Origin of the sequence: Rhizobium sp. LjRoot30 (assembly GCF_964253915.1) — a bacterium.
Classification (GTDB): domain Bacteria; phylum Pseudomonadota; class Alphaproteobacteria; order Rhizobiales; family Rhizobiaceae; genus Metarhizobium.
On record NZ_CAXUSG020000004.1, the window covers coordinates 300623 to 317518 of the forward strand.

A 16896-nucleotide genomic window follows, 5' to 3' on the forward strand; every position below is an offset into this window, starting at 1 on the left:
CGCGTCCAGTGTCGGTCTCCCGCCTCAATCCAGTGTCCGCCGGAAACGGCGCACGGCGATCAGCATGGCGACGGCCGTCAGCCCTGCCAGCGCCAGCGTGTCGGTGGTCAGGTCGGAAAGATCGGCACCCTTCAGCATGATGGCGCGGACGATGCGGATATAGTGCGTGAGCGGCAGCGCCTCGCCGAGCCATTGCGCCCAGGCTGGCATGCCGGCGAAGGGGAACATGAAGCCGGAGAGCAGAATATTGGGCAGGAAAAACATCATGGCCATCTGCATCGCCTGAAGCTGGTTGGATGCAATCGTCGAGAACGTGTAGCCGATCGACAGGTTGGCGAGCACGAACAGGCCGGTCAGCAGCGCCAGGGACGCCGGGTCGCCGGCAATCGGCACGCCGAACACCCAGAAACCGGCAGCGATGATCAGCACCGCCTGCAACAGCCCGATCAGCACATAGGGAGCGATCTTGCCGAGCATGATCTCGATCGGCTTGATCGGCATCGACAGCAGGTTTTCCATCGTGCCGCGCTCCACCTCGCGGGTGACGGAAAGTGCCGTGAAGATCAGGAGCGTCATGGTCAGGATGGTGCCGAGCAGGCCGGGCACGATGTTGAGCGTGGAAGAGCCGGCCGGATTGTAGCGGCGATGCTGGACGATGCGGAAGGCGGGCGGCGTCGGTTCGCCCAGCGTCACCTGCCGGTCGCGGGCCAATGCGGTGTTGACGATGCCGGACAGCGCGCCGAGCGCCGAACTTGCGGCGACCGGATCGGTGGCGTCGGCGGCCACCAGCAGCGCCGGCTGGTCGCCGCGTCTCAGCGCCCGCTCGAAACCGTCGGGGATCTCGATGACGAACAGCGCCCGGCCGGATTGCAGTATTTCGTCCACCTCTTCCTCGTGCTGGAGCACGAAGCGGATGTCGAAGAAATCGGTGTTCTTGAGCGCTGCCAGGATCGAGCGGCCGACGTCGCTCGTCTCGCGCATCAGCACGGCGGCCGGTAGGTTGTGCGGCGTGGTGTTGATGGCGAAACCGAAGAGGAACAGCTGCATGACCGGGATCATGATCATCGTCGCCAGCGTGATCCGGTCGCGGGTCATCTGGATGAACTCTTTGGTCGTCATCGCCCAGAAGCGGCCGAAAGCGCCGCCGGTTGCCTCAGTGCTCATCGGAAATTGTCCTCCGATCGCTTCATCAGGTCGATGAAGGCATCTTCGAGCGTCGGCTCGCCCTTATGCCAGGTGAGGCCGGCGCGGTCGCGGAACGGGGCGATCGCTGCCTCCAGCGCCTGTTCGTCGCGGCCGGAGACATGCAGGCTGGTGCCGAAGGGGGCGACCATGTCGATGCCGCCGGTCTTTTCCAGTTCCATCTGCAGCGGGTGGATCTCCGGGCCGGTCACGGTCCAGGTGTGGAGATGCGAGGCGGCGATCACCTCGTCTACCGTGCCGGTGACCAGGAGCTTGCCGTAGGCGATATAGGCGATCTCGTGGCAGCGCTCCGCCTCGTCCATGTAATGCGTCGAGACCAGCACCGACAGCCCTTCGGCGGCAAGCGCATGGATCTCGCTCCAGAATTCGCGCCGCGCCTGCGGATCGACGCCGGCGGTCGGCTCGTCCAGCAAAAGCAACGCCGGCTGCGGCAGGATGCAGGCGCCGAGCGCCAGCCGCTGCTTCCAGCCGCCGGAGAGATTGCCGGCCAGCTGGTTTTCGCGGCCCTTGAGGCCAAGCCGGTCAATGGCGCCCTGCGCCTTGCCGCGCGGATCGGGCAGGTTGTAGACGCGGGCGACGAATTCGAGGTTTTCGCGGATCGACAGGTCCTGGTAGAGCGAGAACCGTTGCGTCATGTAACCGACGCGGCGGCGGATGCGGTCGCTTTCGGTGAGGATGTCGAAGCCGAGGCAGGTGCCGGTGCCGCTGTCCGGCGTCAAGAGGCCGCAGAGCAGGCGGATGGTGGTGGTCTTGCCGGAGCCGTTCGGCCCGAGAAAGCCGTGGATACGGCCCTTGCCGACCTGCATCGACACATGGTCGACGACGGTGCGGCCGTTGAAACTCTTCGTCAGTTCATGAACGTCTATGACGATGTCATGGGCGGGCGGGCCGCTCATGTCTTGGGGGGGAGTGGGTGCGGCGGCGGATATCATTGCGCCCCTCCGTTGCCGGCGGCCGGCAGGATATCGACCGGTTGGCCGACGCGCAGCAGCGCCGGTTTCTCAGGCAAGGCCTCGACACGGTAGACCAGTTTTGCCCGCTCCTCCGGCGTGTAGATCTCCGGCGGCGTATATTCGGCGGATGACGCAATGAAGGTGATGCGCGCCTCGCTCGTCTCGCAGCCGTCGCAGGAGACCGTCAGCCGGTCGCCGAGCCGCATGCCGGCAAGGGCGGCCTGCGGGATGAAGAAACGCAGCTTGATGTTTTCCGGCGGCAGGATCGCCACCACCGGCCGCCCGGCCGGCACCACTTCACCGGCGCGGTAATAGAGCTGTTCCACCGTGCCGGCCGCCGGCGCGACGACGGCACGGCGGGCAAGGGCTGCTTCCGCTGCGGCAAGGTTGGCCTTGGCGGAGCGCACCGTTTCGTCTGCCGCCTGGATCGTTTCGTCGCGCTCCGGCAGCCGGCCGAGATCGATCTGTCGGCGGATGTTATCGAGCGCGGCCCGGCTTGCCGCGTAATTGGCCTCGGTGCTGTCGAGATTGGATTTCGATGCCGTGCCCCTGTTGAACAAAGCTGTCGTCCGTTCGAGCTCCTGGGAGGCAAGTTCCATCTTTGCCTGCGTCTCCCGCTCGCTGGCCGCCAGCACCGCGATCTCTTCCGGCCGTTTCTGTGCCGCCATCGCCAGCGCCTGTTGCGCTTGCGCCCTGGCAAGCTCGGCGCGGGCGCTCTCCACCGCTGCAACTTCCGTCCGGTCGTCGAGGTGGAAGAGCGGGGTATCGGCCGTCACCAACTGTCCTTCCGCGACAGTGAGCGCCGTCAGCCGCCCGCCGTTTTCAGCCCCGATGAACAACGTATCGGCCTCGACCCAGCCCTGGTAAGGGCGTGGTTTGCCGTCTTTTAAAAAGAAGGGCATGGCGCAGAGCGCCAGCAATAGGACAGTGGCGAGGAGGAGGATCTTGCGCATCACGCGTCTCCGGGCGGCAGGAAAAGAGTGTCGAGAAAGGCGGCAAAGAGCTTTTTTGTATCGAGCGGTTCCAACCGTCCGAACAGCGAACCCCAGACGATGGAGAGTATCAGTGGCGAGGCGATGATCTGCGGCACTTCGGCAACGGCCGGCGCACGCAGTTCGCCGCGCTCCGCCGCCCGCGACAGCACCTGCTGCAGTGCCTTGAGTCCGATCGAGACGACGTCGCGATGATAGATCTCGGCAATGGCCGGAAAAGTCGGTCCCTCGGAAATGATCAGCCGGATAAGGTGACGGCGGTCGGTGCTGAGCACCAGCCGCTCGAAGGTGTCGTAGAGCAGCGTCACAGCCTGTCTTCCCGTCAACCCGTCGCGGATCGCCAGAGCGCCGATTTCTGCCAGCACCGGCGAGGCGAGACCCGCCACCAGGCCGGTGAACAGTGCCTCCTTGTCGGCGAAATGCAGGTAGACCGTTCCCTTGGCGATGCCTGCCCGCGCCGCGATGTCCTCGATGCGCGTCGCGGCAAAACCGCGCTCGGTAAAGACGGCAAAGGCGGCGTCGAGGATGTCGCGCTTGCGCTGCTCGGGGCTGACGGCCTTGCGTTTGTTTTCCTTCATCGCAAGTCCCTTTATGACTGACTGGTCAGTCATTATAGCAATCGAAAAATCCATGCAACAAAAAAGCGAGCCGGCCGTAGGGCCAGCTCGCTCTCTAAGGCAGGCTTTTTCTTGTCAGCTGCGGCCGAACTCGTCGACGATGCGGATGATGTCGTCTTCGCCGAGGTAGGAGCCGGTCTGAACCTCGATCATCTCCAGCAGGATCTTGCCGGGGTTGGCAAGCCGATGAACTTCACCCTGCGGGATGTAGACGGACTCGTTCTCGCGCAGGGTCTGCACCTTGTCGCCGACAGTCACTTCCGCCGTGCCCTTGACGCAGATCCAGTGCTCGGAGCGGTGATGGTGCTTCTGCAGCGACAGCTTCTTGCCCGGCAGCACGAACAACCGCTTCACCTGGAAACGGTCGCCATTGAGCACCGAAGTGTAGCCACCCCAGGGGCGGTAGGAGGTCGGATGCGTCTGCGTCAGGTTCGAGGTCGCGCTCTTGGCAGCAAGGTGCTTGACCAGCTTGCCGACTTCCTGCGCCTCGTCGAGACGGCCGACATACACCGCATCTTCGCTGGCGATGACGGCGATGTTGTCCATGCCCTGCACGGCCAGGTGTCCATGATGCGACATGACCAGCGAGTTGCGGGTGTTCATCACGGTGACATTGCCTTCGACGACGTTGCCGTCCTCATCATTCTTGCCGAGTTTCCAAACCGAATCCCAGCTGCCCAGATCCGACCAGACGATCGGCGAGGGCACGACGGCGGCGTTCTTGGTCTTTTCCATGATGGCATAATCGATGGAAATGTCCGGGCTCGCGGCGAAGGCGTCGTGGTCGAGGCGGGTGAAATCGAGGTCGCGCACGGCCTTTTCGACGGCCAGCGTCGCCGCTTCCATCACAGCAGGCGCATAGGCCTGGAATTCCTTGGTGAGCTGCGGCAGCGAGAACATGAACATGCCGGAGTTCCAGAGATAGCCGCCGGCGGCGAGCATCTGTTCGGCCTTTTCCTTGTTCGGCTTTTCGACGAAGCGTTTGACGGCATGGGCGCCGGAGGGCAGCGTGTCGCCGGATTCGATGTAGCCGTAGCCGGTTTCGGCATGCGCCGGCGTGATGCCGAAGGTCACCAGCTTGCCGGCGGCGGCGGTATCGCGGGCGATGCGGATACAGTCGAGATAGGTGGCGTCGGCGACGATCTCGTGGTCGGAGGCGAGAATCTGGATGATCGCATCGTCACCGAACAGGCCGGCAACCGCAGCGGCAGCGGCGGCAACGGCAGGCGCGGTATTGCGCGCCACAGGCTCAAGAATGACGGCAGCGAGCTTGACGCCCATTTCGCGCGCCTGCTCGGCGACGAGGAAGCGGAATTCCTCGTTGGTGACAATGACGGGCGCTTCATAACGATCCGGATCGGCGACGCGGGCCAGCGTGTTCTGGAACAGCGTCTTGTCGCCGATCAGCTGGATGAACTGTTTCGGTGCCGTTGCCCGCGACAGCGGCCAGAGCCGCGTTCCCTTGCCGCCGGCCATGATCACCGGAACTATTCTCTTCGTCATGAATGCAATCCTCTCGGCTGGTTCCGTCCCGTCGGCGCCTTGTCATATGGCGCGTGATTAGGCACGCTTGCTAACGTGATGCGTCCTGTTTGGCAACGTCGGGTAAGCAGAGGATTCGGGCGAATATCGGATGGTTGCGGCAAAAATCCACGAAAACCGTTCAAGCCGGTGGTGTGGTGGGTGCCGACAGGTGCTCATGCACCGCTTTCCATTCACCGGCGCCATTGCGGGCGAAGACGATGGTTTCGCGTTCCTGCGTCGTCACTTCGTCATCGCCGAAGGCGACGTCCGTGGAGACGGCGTGGGTGAAGATGCCGGTTTCGCCGACCATCTGCAGCTGCTGTTCGCTCGACCGGCAGCCGCGGACGCGAAACCCGTCGCGGCTTTCCCAGAGTGCCCATTCCGCCTCGTATTCGGCGCGGCTTTTCAGCGTGCGGTCGAGATTGTGGAAAATGAAGGTGGCTTCCGGCGCGAAGGCTGAAAAATAGGCGTCCCGGTCGTGGCGCGCGAAGGCGTCGATGAGCTGGCGCGCGGCGCCGAGGATCTCGTCTTGCAATGGTTTCTCCCTGCTAGGCTTGTTTGTTGTGTCTTATCGCGGCGCGCTGATCAGCGTCGCCAGCGGCCGGTTCTGGCGGGCGACATTGTCCTTCAGCGCCTCGAGCGTCGACGCCTCGTCCTTGACGAATTCGGTGAACATCATGTTGAGGTTGTTGAACACCATCTGGCCGACGGCGACGGCATCGATGCCGGTCAGGATCGCGCCGCGCAGCTGCAGCTTCTGCATCAGCGCCGAGATCTGGCCGCACAGCCGGTTGTCGAGATCGGTATAGCGCTGGCTGAAAGGGGTGTTCGGCTGCTGGATCGAGATCGCCATGGCGGTGCGCCACATCTCTTTCGTCAGGTAGACGAGCGAGTGGTCGTAGTACTGGTTGATCAGCACATCCAGCGCTTCGCCGACGGAGCCGGGCGGATTTTCGACGATCGACTGGCCGGCTTCCAGCACTTCCTCGACTTCCATCGAAACGGTGGCGACCAGGATGTCGCCCTTGTTTTCGTAGTAGTTATAGAAGGTTCCGACCGAAACCTCGGCACGCTCGGCAATGTCCTCGATGCGGGCGCTGTCATACCCCACCTCGCGAAACAGGCTCGAAGCTGCCTCCAGGATACGCCGATTCTTGTCGGCCTTCTGCCGTGCCCTCAGCCCTGCCATGTCAGTCTTTTCCGTTTTATGAATATCCTCAAAATTGATATTGACTTAAAAAATGAACTCATTCAATCTTTTTTCGAAAGGCGCCGAAAACGAGCGTCGCGAAAGAGGGAAACGAGATGAAAATCGGGAAAAAGCCTGGCGCCTCCATGCGCCGTTTTCTGCAGTCCGCCACCGCGCTTGCGGCTATTGCCCTGACCTCGCCGGCGTTGGCGCAGGATGAGCTGAATGCACTCGTGTGGTGCGACCACACCGACCCCGCGCTGATCGAGCCGTTCGAGCAGGCCAATAACGTCAAGGTCAATCTCAAGGATTTCGAAGGCACCGGCGCCGGCCTTTCGATCATCGAGCAGTCGCAGCCGGGTGACTGGGACGTCATGGTCATCGACGGCGTCGATGTGCAGCGTGCCCTCGACATGGATCTCTTCGCCGAACTGCCGGCGGATGCCCTGCCGACGGCGGATATCTTCCCGGAGGTTCGCCTCGACAAGAACAACAGCCGCGACGGCAAGATCTACGCCGTCACCGAAAAATTCGGCTACAACACCATCGCCTACGACAAGTCGAAGGTCGATCCGAACGACATGAAGAACCTGTCGTCGCTGTGGTCGGAAAAATACAAGGGTCGCATCGCAATCTACGATTATTACCTGCCGCTGATCGGCATTGCCGGCCTGGAACTCGGCAAGAAGACCGCGGAACTCACCGACGCCGATCTTCCCGCCATCAAGGACAAGCTCGTCGCGCTGAAGCAGAATTCCAAGCAGGTCAGCGACGTCGTTTCCTCGCAGACGGCACTGGCGACCGGCGAAGTCGACATCCTGCTCGGCGGCGGCGAATGGATCACCGGCGTGCTCTCGGCCGACAAGCCGGATCTCGACTGGACGATCCCCGATCAGGGCGGCCTGCTCTGGACCCAGTCCATCGCCGTGCTCAAGGCCTCGAAGAAGCAGGAACTGGCACGCAAGTTCGTGCAATATATCGTCAGCCCCGAAGGCCAGGCGCGGCTTGCCACGTCCTCTTGCTACTGGGCGATGCCGGCCAACAGCAAGGCGGGCGATCACCTGACCGACGCCCAGAAGGCGGCGCTGCGCTGGAGCGACCAGGCATCCTACCTGCCGAAGACCCAGCTCTATCCGGTGCCGAGCGCCGAGCTGGACCAGAAGATGCAGGACGTCTGGACGGAGATGCTGCAGCAGTAAATGCTGGTTGCCGCGTGAGTGGCGGCCCCTCATCCGCCCGCGTCCTGCGGACCCTTCTCCCCGCAGGCGGGGAGAAGGGGATATGCCGCACCGTTTTGCCAAACTCGACCCAAACTCGACGTTGAGCGGGGCAAGTCCCCTCTCCCCGTAATACGGGGAGAGGGTTAGGGTGAGGGGCAGACACCAGACGCAATTCAAAACCAATTCCAGGGCCACCCATGACCACCCTCACGCTCGAAAATGCCGATCGCCGCAAGGCCTGGGGGTTCGTCGCGCCGGCGCTTGTCTGGACCGTCGCCTTTTTTGTCGTGCCGTTCCTGTTCATGGCGGCGATGAGCCTGTGGTCGCGGCAGGGCCGGGAGATTGTTCGCGCCTGGAATCTCGACAACTACCTGCGCTTCTTCAGCGAAAACGCCCTGCTCAAGGGCCTGACCAATTCGCTCGAAATCACCCTGATCGTCACCGTCCTGTCGGTGCTGCTCGCCTATCCACTCGCCTGGATCATTGCCGAACGGGTGCCGAAGCGGTTCCAGCGCACCGCGCTGATCCTCGCCATCCTGCCGTTCTGGACGTCTTATGTCGTGCGGTCCTACTCCTGGCTGCTGGTGCTCACCAAGAACGGCGTCATCAACCAGGCGCTGCTGGGCATCGGCATCATTTCCGAACCGCTGGAAATCGCCAGCACCCGTACCGCCACCGTCATCGGTTTCGTGCATTTCTTCGTCATGCTCTTGACGCTGACGATCTACGCCAACCTTGTACAGCTCTCGCCGAATTACCGCCGCGCCGCCGCCGATCTTGGCGCCAACGGGCTGCAGACCTTCTGGCACGTCATCCTGCCGCTGACGCTGCCCGGCATCATGACCGGCGCCTTCCTCACCTTTGTGCTCTGCATCGGCGATTACATCACGCCGCAGATCCTCGGTGGCAACAACGAGCTGGTGCTGCCGCAGATCATCATGCTGCAGATCGGCCGGCGCGCCGACCTGCCGATGGCCTCGGCGCTGTCCATCGTGCTGATGCTCGCCGTCACGCTGGCCTACGCGCTCTGCGCCCGCTGGCTGAAGATCGATCGGGTGTGACCATGCTGCGCCATCGCCTCTCCACCCTTCTCGCCGTCGTCTACGCCGCAGCCCTGTTCGGCTTCATCTTCCTGCCGGTCGCGGTGCTGGTGCTGTTCTCCTTCCAGGACGGCCGCCTGCCGGTGCCGCCGTTCAACGGCTTTTCGCTGCAATGGTACGAGGCGATCTTCGCCGACCGCAAGCTGATGGCCGCACTCCTCAACTCGCTGATCGTCGCCACCACCTCGTCGGCCGTCGCCTGCCTGCTCGGCTTCATGGCGGCCTACGGCTTTGCCCGCTACAAGCTGCCGGGCTCGGCGCTGCAGCGTGGCCTCTTGATCGCGCCGATGACGGTGAGTTACCTGATCATCGCGCTCGGCCTGCTCACCGTGCTCAACACGCTCGGCATCGGCCTGTCGCTCTGGACGGTCGGCATCGGCCACGTCGTCATCAACCTGCCGCTCTGCTTCGCCATCATCTATTCTTCGATGGGCGATCACCATGTGAACATCGAGCGCGCCGCCCGCGATCTCGGCGCCAGCGACTGGAAGGTGATGCTTCTCGTCACCGCGCCGATGCTGATGCCGTCGATCCTCGCCAGCTTCTTCCTGTCCGTCACCTTCAGCTGGGACGAATTCATCATCGCCTTCCTGCTCTCGCGTTTCGACGTGACGCTGCCGGTAGAGATCTGGAGCCTGTTGCGCTCCGGCCTCAACCCGAAGACCAATGCCATAGGCTCCGTCGTCTTCCTGGCGTCGATCGCGCTGCTCGTCATCCTCGAACTTGCCCTCTTCCGGAAAAAGAACACGCCATGACCGCCGCCGTCTCGATCCGCACCGTCTCGCGCCTTTTCCACCAGTTCACCGCGCTGAACGAGGTCTCGCTTGAAATCGCTGCCGGCGAGTTCATCGTGCTGCTCGGGCCGTCCGGCTGCGGCAAGACCACGCTGCTCTCCATCCTCGGCGGCTTCCTGATGCCGTCGAGCGGCCAGGTGCTGATTGCCGACAAGGACATGACCTTCGTTCCGCCGGCCCGGCGCCCGACCACCACCATGTTCCAGGACTACGCGCTCTTCCCGCATATGTGCCTGCGCGACAATGTCGGTTTCGGCCTCAGGATGCGCGGCATGGCCCGCGCCGAGCGCTACGAGAAGGCGTTCGGTTTCCTTGATCTCGTCGGCCTGAAGGCCTCGTCGGCGAAGAAGCCGCACGAGCTTTCCGGCGGCCAGCGCCAGCGCGTGGCACTGGCCCGCGCGCTTGCCGTCGATCCCGACGTGCTGCTGCTCGACGAGCCGCTCGGCGCGCTCGACCTGAAGCTGCGCCGCCAGATGCAGGACGAGCTGAAGGCGATCCAGAAACGGGTCGGCACCACCTTCGTGCACGTCACCCACGACCAGGAGGAGGCGATGGCGATCGCCGACCGCATCGTGGTGATGAATGCCGGCCGCATCGAGGATGTCGGGGCACCGGCCGAGATCTACATGCGGCCGAAATCGCTGTTTTCCGCCGGTTTCATGGGCGAGGTGAATTTCCTCGACGGCAAGGTCATCGCCCGTGACGGTGATGAGGTTCTGGTGGAAACGCCGCTCGGCCGGCTGATCCTGCCGGCCACGGCGTTCACGGCGGGTGACGCGAAAACCGGCCAGAAATTCAGCCTCGTCATCCGCCCGGAACATTTTCGCGGTCCGGCGGAGGCGGCGGGCGGACCGGGCAGCCTGTCGCTCGGAGAGGCGCACATCACCTCCAGCGCCTTCTTCGGCACCCACCAGCGTTGCCATGTGGCGCCTGTCTCATCGCCTTCGTCGAGTCTTGTCGTGCATATGCCGCAGACGGCGCACCTTTCCGACGGAGCCTCGATACCGCTTGCGGTGCAGGCGGCCGACATCGTCGCCTTGCCGGCCGCCACGGGGGCCTGATCCATGCAGCGCATCAGCCCGGATAAATGGTATGCCGTCGAACGCCGCGAGGACGATGTCACCGCTATTTCCGAACCCTTCATCCAGGAATTCTACCGCTGCAACATCTGGCATGTGCGCGGCCGCGACAGCGACATGCTGGTCGATAGCGGCATGGGCGTCGTGTCGCTGCGCGAATGGGTGCCGCTGGTCACCGAGAAGCCGTTGATCGCGGTGGCCAGCCACACCCATTTCGATCATATCGGCTGCCACCACGAGTTCGAATGCCGCGCCGTGCATGAGGCCGAGGCCGACCTGCTCGCCAATCCCACCCGCGCCAACACGCTTGCCGATCCCTACGTCACCGACGACATCTTCGACGCCTTGCCGCCGGAACCCTATTGCTCGAAATGTTACGCCGTGAAGGCGGCACCCGCGACCCGCATTCTCAGGGACGGCGATCACATCGATCTCGGCGACCGCCTCTTCGAGGTCATCCATACGCCCGGTCATTCCCCCGGCGGCATCGCGCTTTGGGAGGAAAAGACCGGCATCCTGTTTTCCGGCGACATTCTCTATGACGGCCCGCTGATCGAAGACACCTACCATGCCGATGCCGGCGATTACCTGCGGTCGATGCAGCGGCTGCTCACCTTGCCGGTCCGGCTCGTGCATGGCGGCCATTTCCCGAGCTTTTCCGGTGAGCGCTACCGCGCGCTCATCCGCAACTGGCTCGACGAGAAGGAGCGCGCCTGACCGACGCAAAGTTCGGGCAGGGTTGGACGGATATCGAGTGTGTTCGAATCGGTGGCATGCGCCGCCCGCATGAAGAGGGACACATGAGAAACGTCGCCATCGCCATCCTCGGCCTGCTTGCCGTCAGCGGCTGCACCAATCCCGGCGCCTATATGCCGCCGGACGGATTAGTCGATCCGATCTCCAAGCAATGCTACGGCGTCATTCGCGAACAGGAATTCGTCGCCTGCACCAATGCGGTGCGTTCCGGCCAGTATTACTTCGTGCCGAAGCGCGGCTTCGAGGCGATACAGGAGGAGATGGAGGAACGGAACGCCGAAAGCGCGAGCGGCGAAAAGGGCGCCCGGCGCTATACAAAGCAGCTTGAGGACCATTGAGCTGCGGCTTGGCGATCTGTCTGCGTGAATGGGGCCTCCGCGAATGAGGTTTTGCCCCTCTCCCTCTCCCTCTCCCCGCTTGCGAGGAGAGGGGACTTGCCCTACGCAGCGTTGAGATTGGGGAAGTCGGTGCGGCATACCTCCTTCTCCCCTTCAAAACGGAGAGAAAGGTCCGCAGGACGCAGGCGGATGAGGGGCCACCGCAGGCGCCACCTCCACCCCAACATGCTCACGCCGTCAGCGCCGCATACAGTCGGTCCGTCCATTCCTGCACCCCGGCATCCGTCAGCAAAAGATCCTGCCGCACCTCCACCAGAACTGCCGGATACCCGCGGTCCTCGCCGTGGACGGGAATGGCGTAATCCTCCAGCCGGTCGATGATGTAGGGCACGTTGCCGTCCACCACCAGCGCCGGATCGCGCCTCAGTTCGGTCATCAGCGCCTCGGCGTAGTCCTTCGACTGGCCGTAGAGGATGCCGACATGCCAGGGTCGCTGCACCCCATGGAAAACCGGCGTGAACGAGTGGATACCGACGATGCGGCTCTTCCGGCCCTGCTTTTCCCGCGCATCCAGCAAGGCTTCGATGCGATCGTGGAACGGCCTGAACATCCGCTCGATACGGCGGGTCTTCTCGTTTTCGTCGATCCCGATATTGCCCGGAATGTCCGTCGCCTCGGAGCGCGCCGGAATGCTGGTCGGGCTGTCCACAGGCCGGTTGAGGTCGATTAGGAGCCGCGAATAGGTGCCGAGGAAGGCCGGCGCGTCTAGCCGCCGTGCCAGTTCGCGGGTCACGGCGGCGACGCCGATGTCCCAGGCGATGTGGCGGGTCAGTTCGTGCGGCGGCAGGCCGAGGCCGGCATATTCGGTCGGAATATGGTTCGAGGCATGTTCGCAGGTGAGCACGATGTCGTTCGTGCCCGCCTCGTTCAACACTTCGACCGGATCCGGCCAGTCCAGGGTCGTTGCGGTCGTCATGCAGGTTTCCCGAGCGCCTTGAGGCGTTCGATCACCGTGTCGGTGTCGGCCAGCCAGCAATACCCGCCGAATGCCTTGAGGGCGCCGTCGTGGCGTTCCGGCGTTGCCGTGGCGCAGGCATCCGTGACGCAGGTGACGAGATAGCCGCGGTCGGCGGCATCGCGCACGGCCATGTCGACGCACTGGTCGGTCATGATGCCGGTGATGATCAGGTACTTGATACCCAGGTTCTTCAGCAGATAGTCGATATTGGTCGAGTTGAAGACGCCGGAGGATGTCTTCGGAATCATGATCTCGTCGCCGACGGGCATCAGGCTATCGACCGGCAGGCCTTCCGGGGCGCTGCGCGGAATGTGGATCGGCGTCAGTTTGTGGTCGAGCGAGCAGTCGCGGCCGTCCTCGGTCAGGCTCTGGATGATGGTGTGCAGCACCTCGACGCCGTTTTCACGCGCTGCGGCAAGCAGCCTCTCGTTGTTGGGGATCGTCTCCGTGGCGGTCTGCTTGTAGAAATAGTGGTCGGGACCACGCTCCGGATGGGAAGGATCGATACCGGGGATGAGCCAGATCTTCTGCAGGTCGACGAGCAGGATGGCGGTCGCGCCGGCCTCGTAGGCCTGGTCGCGGGTGATGGTCTTGGTCATGGTTTCGGCTCCTGCCTGGTGTTTTTCGGTCCGGGCTGTGTCCGGACGGATGTCTCGTTGGAGGGGGTGTCCCCGGCGCCTGAGCGCGTGTTGTCGAAAGTCACGCCGTTGCGTTCACGCACACCCTCCAGCGCCTCGATGCGGGCGCGGGTATCGTCGTCCATGCGGGCGATGAGGTGCGCAGCCAGCGCCTCGATCTGGCCGACCGCCGGTGCCAGCGTGTCATAGGGCGAAGCGACGTCGATCGAGCTTGAGAGCGTCACCTCGGCATAGTCCGAGATCGGCGACAGCCAGGGATCGGTGAACAACAGGATCTTGACGCCGCGGGCCGCCGCCTGCTCGGCGAAGGCGACGACGTCGCGCTGGTAGCGGCGATAATCGAAGACGACGAGCACGTCGCGCTTGTCCATGTCGATGAGCTGGTCGAAGCTCTGGGCGGACAGCACGCCGATATCGTGCACATCGCTGCGCAGCTGGGTGATGTAGCCGCCGAGCATGCCGGCGATGTGGCGGCTGAAGCGGCCGCCGAGCAGGAAGACGCTGCCCTTCGCTTCGCTCACCAGCCGGGCGGCGCGCTCGTAGCTCATCGCCGGCGTGCCGGTGATCGTCCGGTCCAGGCAGGCGACCACAGAGCGCAGGTAGGAGGTGGCGATACCATCGGCGGTGCTGCCGCTTTCCAGCCGCTTCGCTTCCATCATCAAGAGCGGCGAATGCAGCCGTGCCTCGACCTCGGCCAGAAGTTTTGCCTGGAAGCCGGGATAGCCCTCGAAGCCGAGTTTCATCACCAGCCGCACCACGGTCGGGTCGCTGACGCCGGCGCGTTTGGCCAAGGCCGTCGCCGTTCCCAGCCCGGCCGTCGGGTAGTCGGTCAGGAGCGCCTGGACGATCTTTTCTTCCGACGGCGTAAGCGAAAGATCGCTGCGCAGCAGCATATCCCGGATGCTCATGGCCGTGGCGCCTCCCCAAGTGCACACTTGTCGTTATTGTATGAAGAGAAAATTACAGACAAAATCCTGTCCGTCAATTGTGAAGAAGCGTTGACAGCTACGAAGGTGTGGACATAGCATTGAGAAAAGCAGCGAAAAGTTGCGGGGAACGAAAATGAGGAAGAGCAGCCTTTGCGGCAACGGTCGAGTCGTATCGCCGTTGCGCGAAGCCGCAGAGTGCCTTGACCTCATTTGAAATTTCATTTCAGACTTGAACCAATAAGACGCATGAAAAGCTTCATCCGGGCGGGCTTTGGGTAAGACCGTCTTTGCTTTCCCGATGAAGGAGAATGCAGAATGCGCACCGTCCATCAGGGGCAAGGTGCCGGGGAACGACATGAAAAGCTGGTTGAACTGGAAAGAGATGAATCAGGAGCGGATCGTGCTTTTGATCGCGGTCCTGATGTTCGTCGTCGCTTCGGTCACCCTGCCGGGTTTCTTCACGTCGGATAATATCGTCGCCATCGTCCGCTCCGTCTCTGTGCTCGGCATCCTGGCGCTCGGCATGGCGATCGTCGTCATCGGCCGCGGCATCGATCTTTCCGCCGTCGCCATCATGGCCATGTCGGTTGCATGGTATCTGCAGCTTCTGAACGACGGCATGGCCGACAGCGCCGCCTTCCTGCTGGTGATATCGGGCGTGCTGGCGATCGGCCTGCTGAACGGCTTCCTTGTCGCTTACGCCGAGGTGCCGGCGATCTTCGTGACGCTGGCAAGCGGTTCCTTCGTTTTCGGTTACGTGCGTTCGCAGCTCATCGCCCAGGATGCCGTGCCGGTGCCGCCTGGCCATTGGGTCCAGCTTTTCGGCGGCGTGCGGTATTTCGATATCCCGGTGGAAGTGTTCATCTTCGCCGCGCTGGCTTTTCTCATCTTTCTGTTCCTGCGCTACACCAAGTGGGGACGCTACGTCTATTATGCCGGCGACAACCCGGTTTCGGCGCGAAATGCCGGCATGCCGGTGCGGCCGATGCTGGTGCTTCGCTACGTCATTTCCGCGCTGATCGCCTTCATCGCCGGCCTGCTGACGGCGGCGAGCCTGCACTCGATCAATACCCGCGTCGTCAACTCGACGCTGCTTTACGACATCGTTCTGGTGGCGGTCATCGGCGGCATCGGGCTGTCCGGCGGCAAGGGCGGGGTGCGTAACGTGCTGTTCGGCGCCGCCCTGATCGGCATCATGCTCAACGCCATGACGATCATCGATATTCCGTTGATCTACCAGAGCCTGATCAAGTCGACGATCCTGCTCGCGGCAATCATTATCGACGGCTTCCTGAACCCGCGCGACGAACAGACGGCGCAGCAGGGCGATATTTAAAACCGTGCCGCGCCCCGACGGCGCGGTGCCCAAAGAGATTGTTTACCGACCAACTGCAACAGGGGATTGCCATGAAATATTTGCCTACGCTTCTGGCGGCAGCCGCCGCGCTTTCCGCCTCCTTCTTCGCCACGGCGCCGCAGGCGGCCGACGACCCATCATCGGCCGTCTATGCCGAAGCGCTGAAGGGCAAGCGTATCGTCCTGGTGCCGATGGCCATGGGTTTCGACCTTGCCCAGGGTTGGGCGGCGATCCTGCAGCGTGAAATCGATACATTCGGCGGCGTGTTCGAAACCCGCGACCCGAACTGGAGCGTCGAGGCCGGCGCCCAGGCGATCACCGAGGTGATTTCGTCGGAAACGAAGCCCGACGTGCTGATCGTCATGTCGCCCGACCTCAACTCCTACTCCAAGCTGATGAAGCGGGCGCAGGCGGAAGGTATCTATGTCGTGCTCGTCGACAACCCGGCGAACTTCAAGGCCGACGCCTATGTCGGCAGCGATTGGACGCAGCTCGGTCGCCTGGAAGCGGAAGCCGTGGTCAAGGGTTGCGGCCCCAATTCGTCGAAGAAGATCGGCCTCGTGCAGGGCGACCAGGTCAACGCCACCAGCCTCTACCAGTATGCCGGCATCATGGACGTCCTGGCGAAATACCCGGACTTCCAGGTCGTCGCCAAGCCGGATTCCAACTGGGATGCCACCACGTCGCGCAACGTGACCACCACCATGCTGCAGCAGAACCCCGACATTTGCGGCATCATCGACTTCTGGGATGGTGACGCAACCGGTGCGGCGGCTGCCATCCGCGATGCCGGCAAGCAGGACCAGGTCTTCCTCGTGACGACGGGCGGCGGCGAAAAGGCGGCCGATTGCGATCGTATCGCCGACGGCACCTACGGCGCGGTGGTCATGACCGAACTGGCGCAGGAAACCCACAACATGGTGGCGATCATCAAGTACCTGCTGCAGAGCGGCCAGGCTCCCGGCACCTCGTCGCCCTTCATCTACACGCTCCTGAAGGCAACCACGAAGGAAAACCTCCGCCCCGACAGCTGCTGGGATCTGAAGGCGCTGCAGGCGGAAGCGGCTGCGAAGTAAGGCTGGTTGCGGCCGGACGAGCGTTGTCTACGCAGTGACGGTGCGTCTTGCCTCCTTCTCCCCAGCGGGGAGAAGGTCGCGGCAGCGGGATGAGGGGGCGCTCCACGGCAAAA

Annotated in this window: 18 protein-coding genes; 8 read left to right on the forward strand and 10 right to left on the reverse strand. The window is 63.2% G+C overall.

All coding sequences use genetic code 11. The features are described 5' to 3' along the window. Positions 1-24: 24 nt before the first annotated feature. From ACSQ3I_RS11185 to ACSQ3I_RS11215, 7 genes are all read right to left on the reverse strand, one after another. Positions 25-1164 carry an ABC transporter permease gene (locus tag ACSQ3I_RS11185; protein WP_435998819.1) on the reverse strand — a complete coding sequence of 380 codons (1140 nt, stop codon included), beginning with the start codon at positions 1162-1164 and terminating at the stop codon, positions 25-27. Next, the gene (locus ACSQ3I_RS11190; protein WP_435998821.1) at positions 1161-2135 is read right to left on the reverse strand and encodes an ABC transporter ATP-binding protein; all 975 of its coding nucleotides are present in this window, start codon (positions 2133-2135) and stop codon (positions 1161-1163) included. Before ACSQ3I_RS11190 ends, ACSQ3I_RS11185 begins: the two co-directional genes overlap by 4 nt. After that, positions 2132-3109 carry an HlyD family secretion protein gene (locus tag ACSQ3I_RS11195; protein WP_435998823.1) on the reverse strand — a complete coding sequence of 326 codons (978 nt, stop codon included), beginning with the start codon at positions 3107-3109 and terminating at the stop codon, positions 2132-2134. The genes ACSQ3I_RS11190 and ACSQ3I_RS11195 overlap by 4 nt, the downstream gene beginning before the upstream one ends. Continuing rightward, a complete protein-coding gene (locus ACSQ3I_RS11200) occupies positions 3109-3726 on the reverse strand; it encodes a TetR/AcrR family transcriptional regulator (RefSeq protein ID WP_435998825.1) in 618 nt (205 codons plus the stop codon). The genes ACSQ3I_RS11195 and ACSQ3I_RS11200 overlap by 1 nt, the downstream gene beginning before the upstream one ends. Positions 3727-3840: 114 nt before the next feature. Continuing rightward, positions 3841-5268: a mannose-1-phosphate guanylyltransferase/mannose-6-phosphate isomerase gene (locus tag ACSQ3I_RS11205; protein WP_435998827.1), complete on the reverse strand. Its 1428-nt coding sequence runs from the start codon at positions 5266-5268 to the stop codon at positions 3841-3843. A gap of 160 nt (positions 5269-5428) precedes the next feature. Beyond that, positions 5429-5824: a YybH family protein gene (locus ACSQ3I_RS11210; protein ID WP_435998829.1), complete on the reverse strand. Its 396-nt coding sequence runs from the start codon at positions 5822-5824 to the stop codon at positions 5429-5431. 33 nt (positions 5825-5857) lie between these two features. Further along, positions 5858-6478: a TetR/AcrR family transcriptional regulator gene (locus ACSQ3I_RS11215; protein ID WP_435998831.1), complete on the reverse strand. Its 621-nt coding sequence runs from the start codon at positions 6476-6478 to the stop codon at positions 5858-5860. 116 nt (positions 6479-6594) lie between these two features. Between ACSQ3I_RS11215 and ACSQ3I_RS11220 the strand changes: the two genes are divergently transcribed. From ACSQ3I_RS11220 to ACSQ3I_RS11245, 6 genes are all read left to right on the forward strand, one after another. Then, positions 6595-7677, forward strand: coding sequence for a polyamine ABC transporter substrate-binding protein (locus ACSQ3I_RS11220; protein WP_435998833.1), 1083 nt, complete (start codon positions 6595-6597; stop codon positions 7675-7677). Between the two features lie 218 nt (positions 7678-7895). Beyond that, complete coding sequence (locus tag ACSQ3I_RS11225; RefSeq protein ID WP_435998835.1) at positions 7896-8759, forward strand: ABC transporter permease; 864 nt, start codon at positions 7896-7898, stop codon at positions 8757-8759. A gap of 2 nt (positions 8760-8761) precedes the next feature. Continuing rightward, positions 8762-9553: an ABC transporter permease gene (locus ACSQ3I_RS11230; protein WP_435998837.1), complete on the forward strand. Its 792-nt coding sequence runs from the start codon at positions 8762-8764 to the stop codon at positions 9551-9553. After that, positions 9550-10653: an ABC transporter ATP-binding protein gene (locus tag ACSQ3I_RS11235; protein ID WP_435998839.1), complete on the forward strand. Its 1104-nt coding sequence runs from the start codon at positions 9550-9552 to the stop codon at positions 10651-10653. Before ACSQ3I_RS11230 ends, ACSQ3I_RS11235 begins: the two co-directional genes overlap by 4 nt. Before the next feature lie 3 nt (positions 10654-10656). After that, entirely contained in the window at positions 10657-11388 is a 732-nt protein-coding gene (locus ACSQ3I_RS11240; protein ID WP_435998841.1) for an MBL fold metallo-hydrolase, read from the forward strand. 83 nt (positions 11389-11471) lie between these two features. After that, the gene (locus tag ACSQ3I_RS11245) at positions 11472-11765 is read left to right on the forward strand and encodes a hypothetical protein (RefSeq protein WP_435998843.1); all 294 of its coding nucleotides are present in this window, start codon (positions 11472-11474) and stop codon (positions 11763-11765) included. 229 nt (positions 11766-11994) lie between these two features. Here ACSQ3I_RS11245 and ACSQ3I_RS11250 read toward each other — a convergent pair whose 3' ends face one another. Genes ACSQ3I_RS11250 through ACSQ3I_RS11260 form a run of 3 tightly spaced genes read right to left on the reverse strand, consistent with a single transcriptional unit; the run spans position 11995 to position 14329 of the window. Beyond that, complete coding sequence (locus ACSQ3I_RS11250; RefSeq protein ID WP_435998845.1) at positions 11995-12741, reverse strand: N-formylglutamate amidohydrolase; 747 nt, start codon at positions 12739-12741, stop codon at positions 11995-11997. Continuing rightward, complete coding sequence (locus tag ACSQ3I_RS11255) at positions 12738-13382, reverse strand: cysteine hydrolase family protein (protein ID WP_435998847.1); 645 nt, start codon at positions 13380-13382, stop codon at positions 12738-12740. The genes ACSQ3I_RS11250 and ACSQ3I_RS11255 overlap by 4 nt, the downstream gene beginning before the upstream one ends. Beyond that, positions 13379-14329, reverse strand: a complete 951-nt coding sequence (locus ACSQ3I_RS11260; RefSeq protein ID WP_435998849.1) for a MurR/RpiR family transcriptional regulator — start codon at positions 14327-14329, stop codon at positions 13379-13381. The genes ACSQ3I_RS11255 and ACSQ3I_RS11260 overlap by 4 nt, the downstream gene beginning before the upstream one ends. 376 nt (positions 14330-14705) lie before the next feature. On the opposite strand from ACSQ3I_RS11260, the gene ACSQ3I_RS11265 reads away from it, so the two are divergent. Further along, on the forward strand, positions 14706-15686 hold the full coding sequence (locus tag ACSQ3I_RS11265) for an ABC transporter permease (protein WP_435998851.1): 981 nt from the start codon (positions 14706-14708) through the stop codon (positions 15684-15686). Positions 15687-15757: 71 nt separating this feature from the next. Further along, complete coding sequence (locus ACSQ3I_RS11270) at positions 15758-16783, forward strand: sugar ABC transporter substrate-binding protein (protein WP_435998853.1); 1026 nt, start codon at positions 15758-15760, stop codon at positions 16781-16783. Positions 16784-16896: the final 113 nt, after the last annotated feature.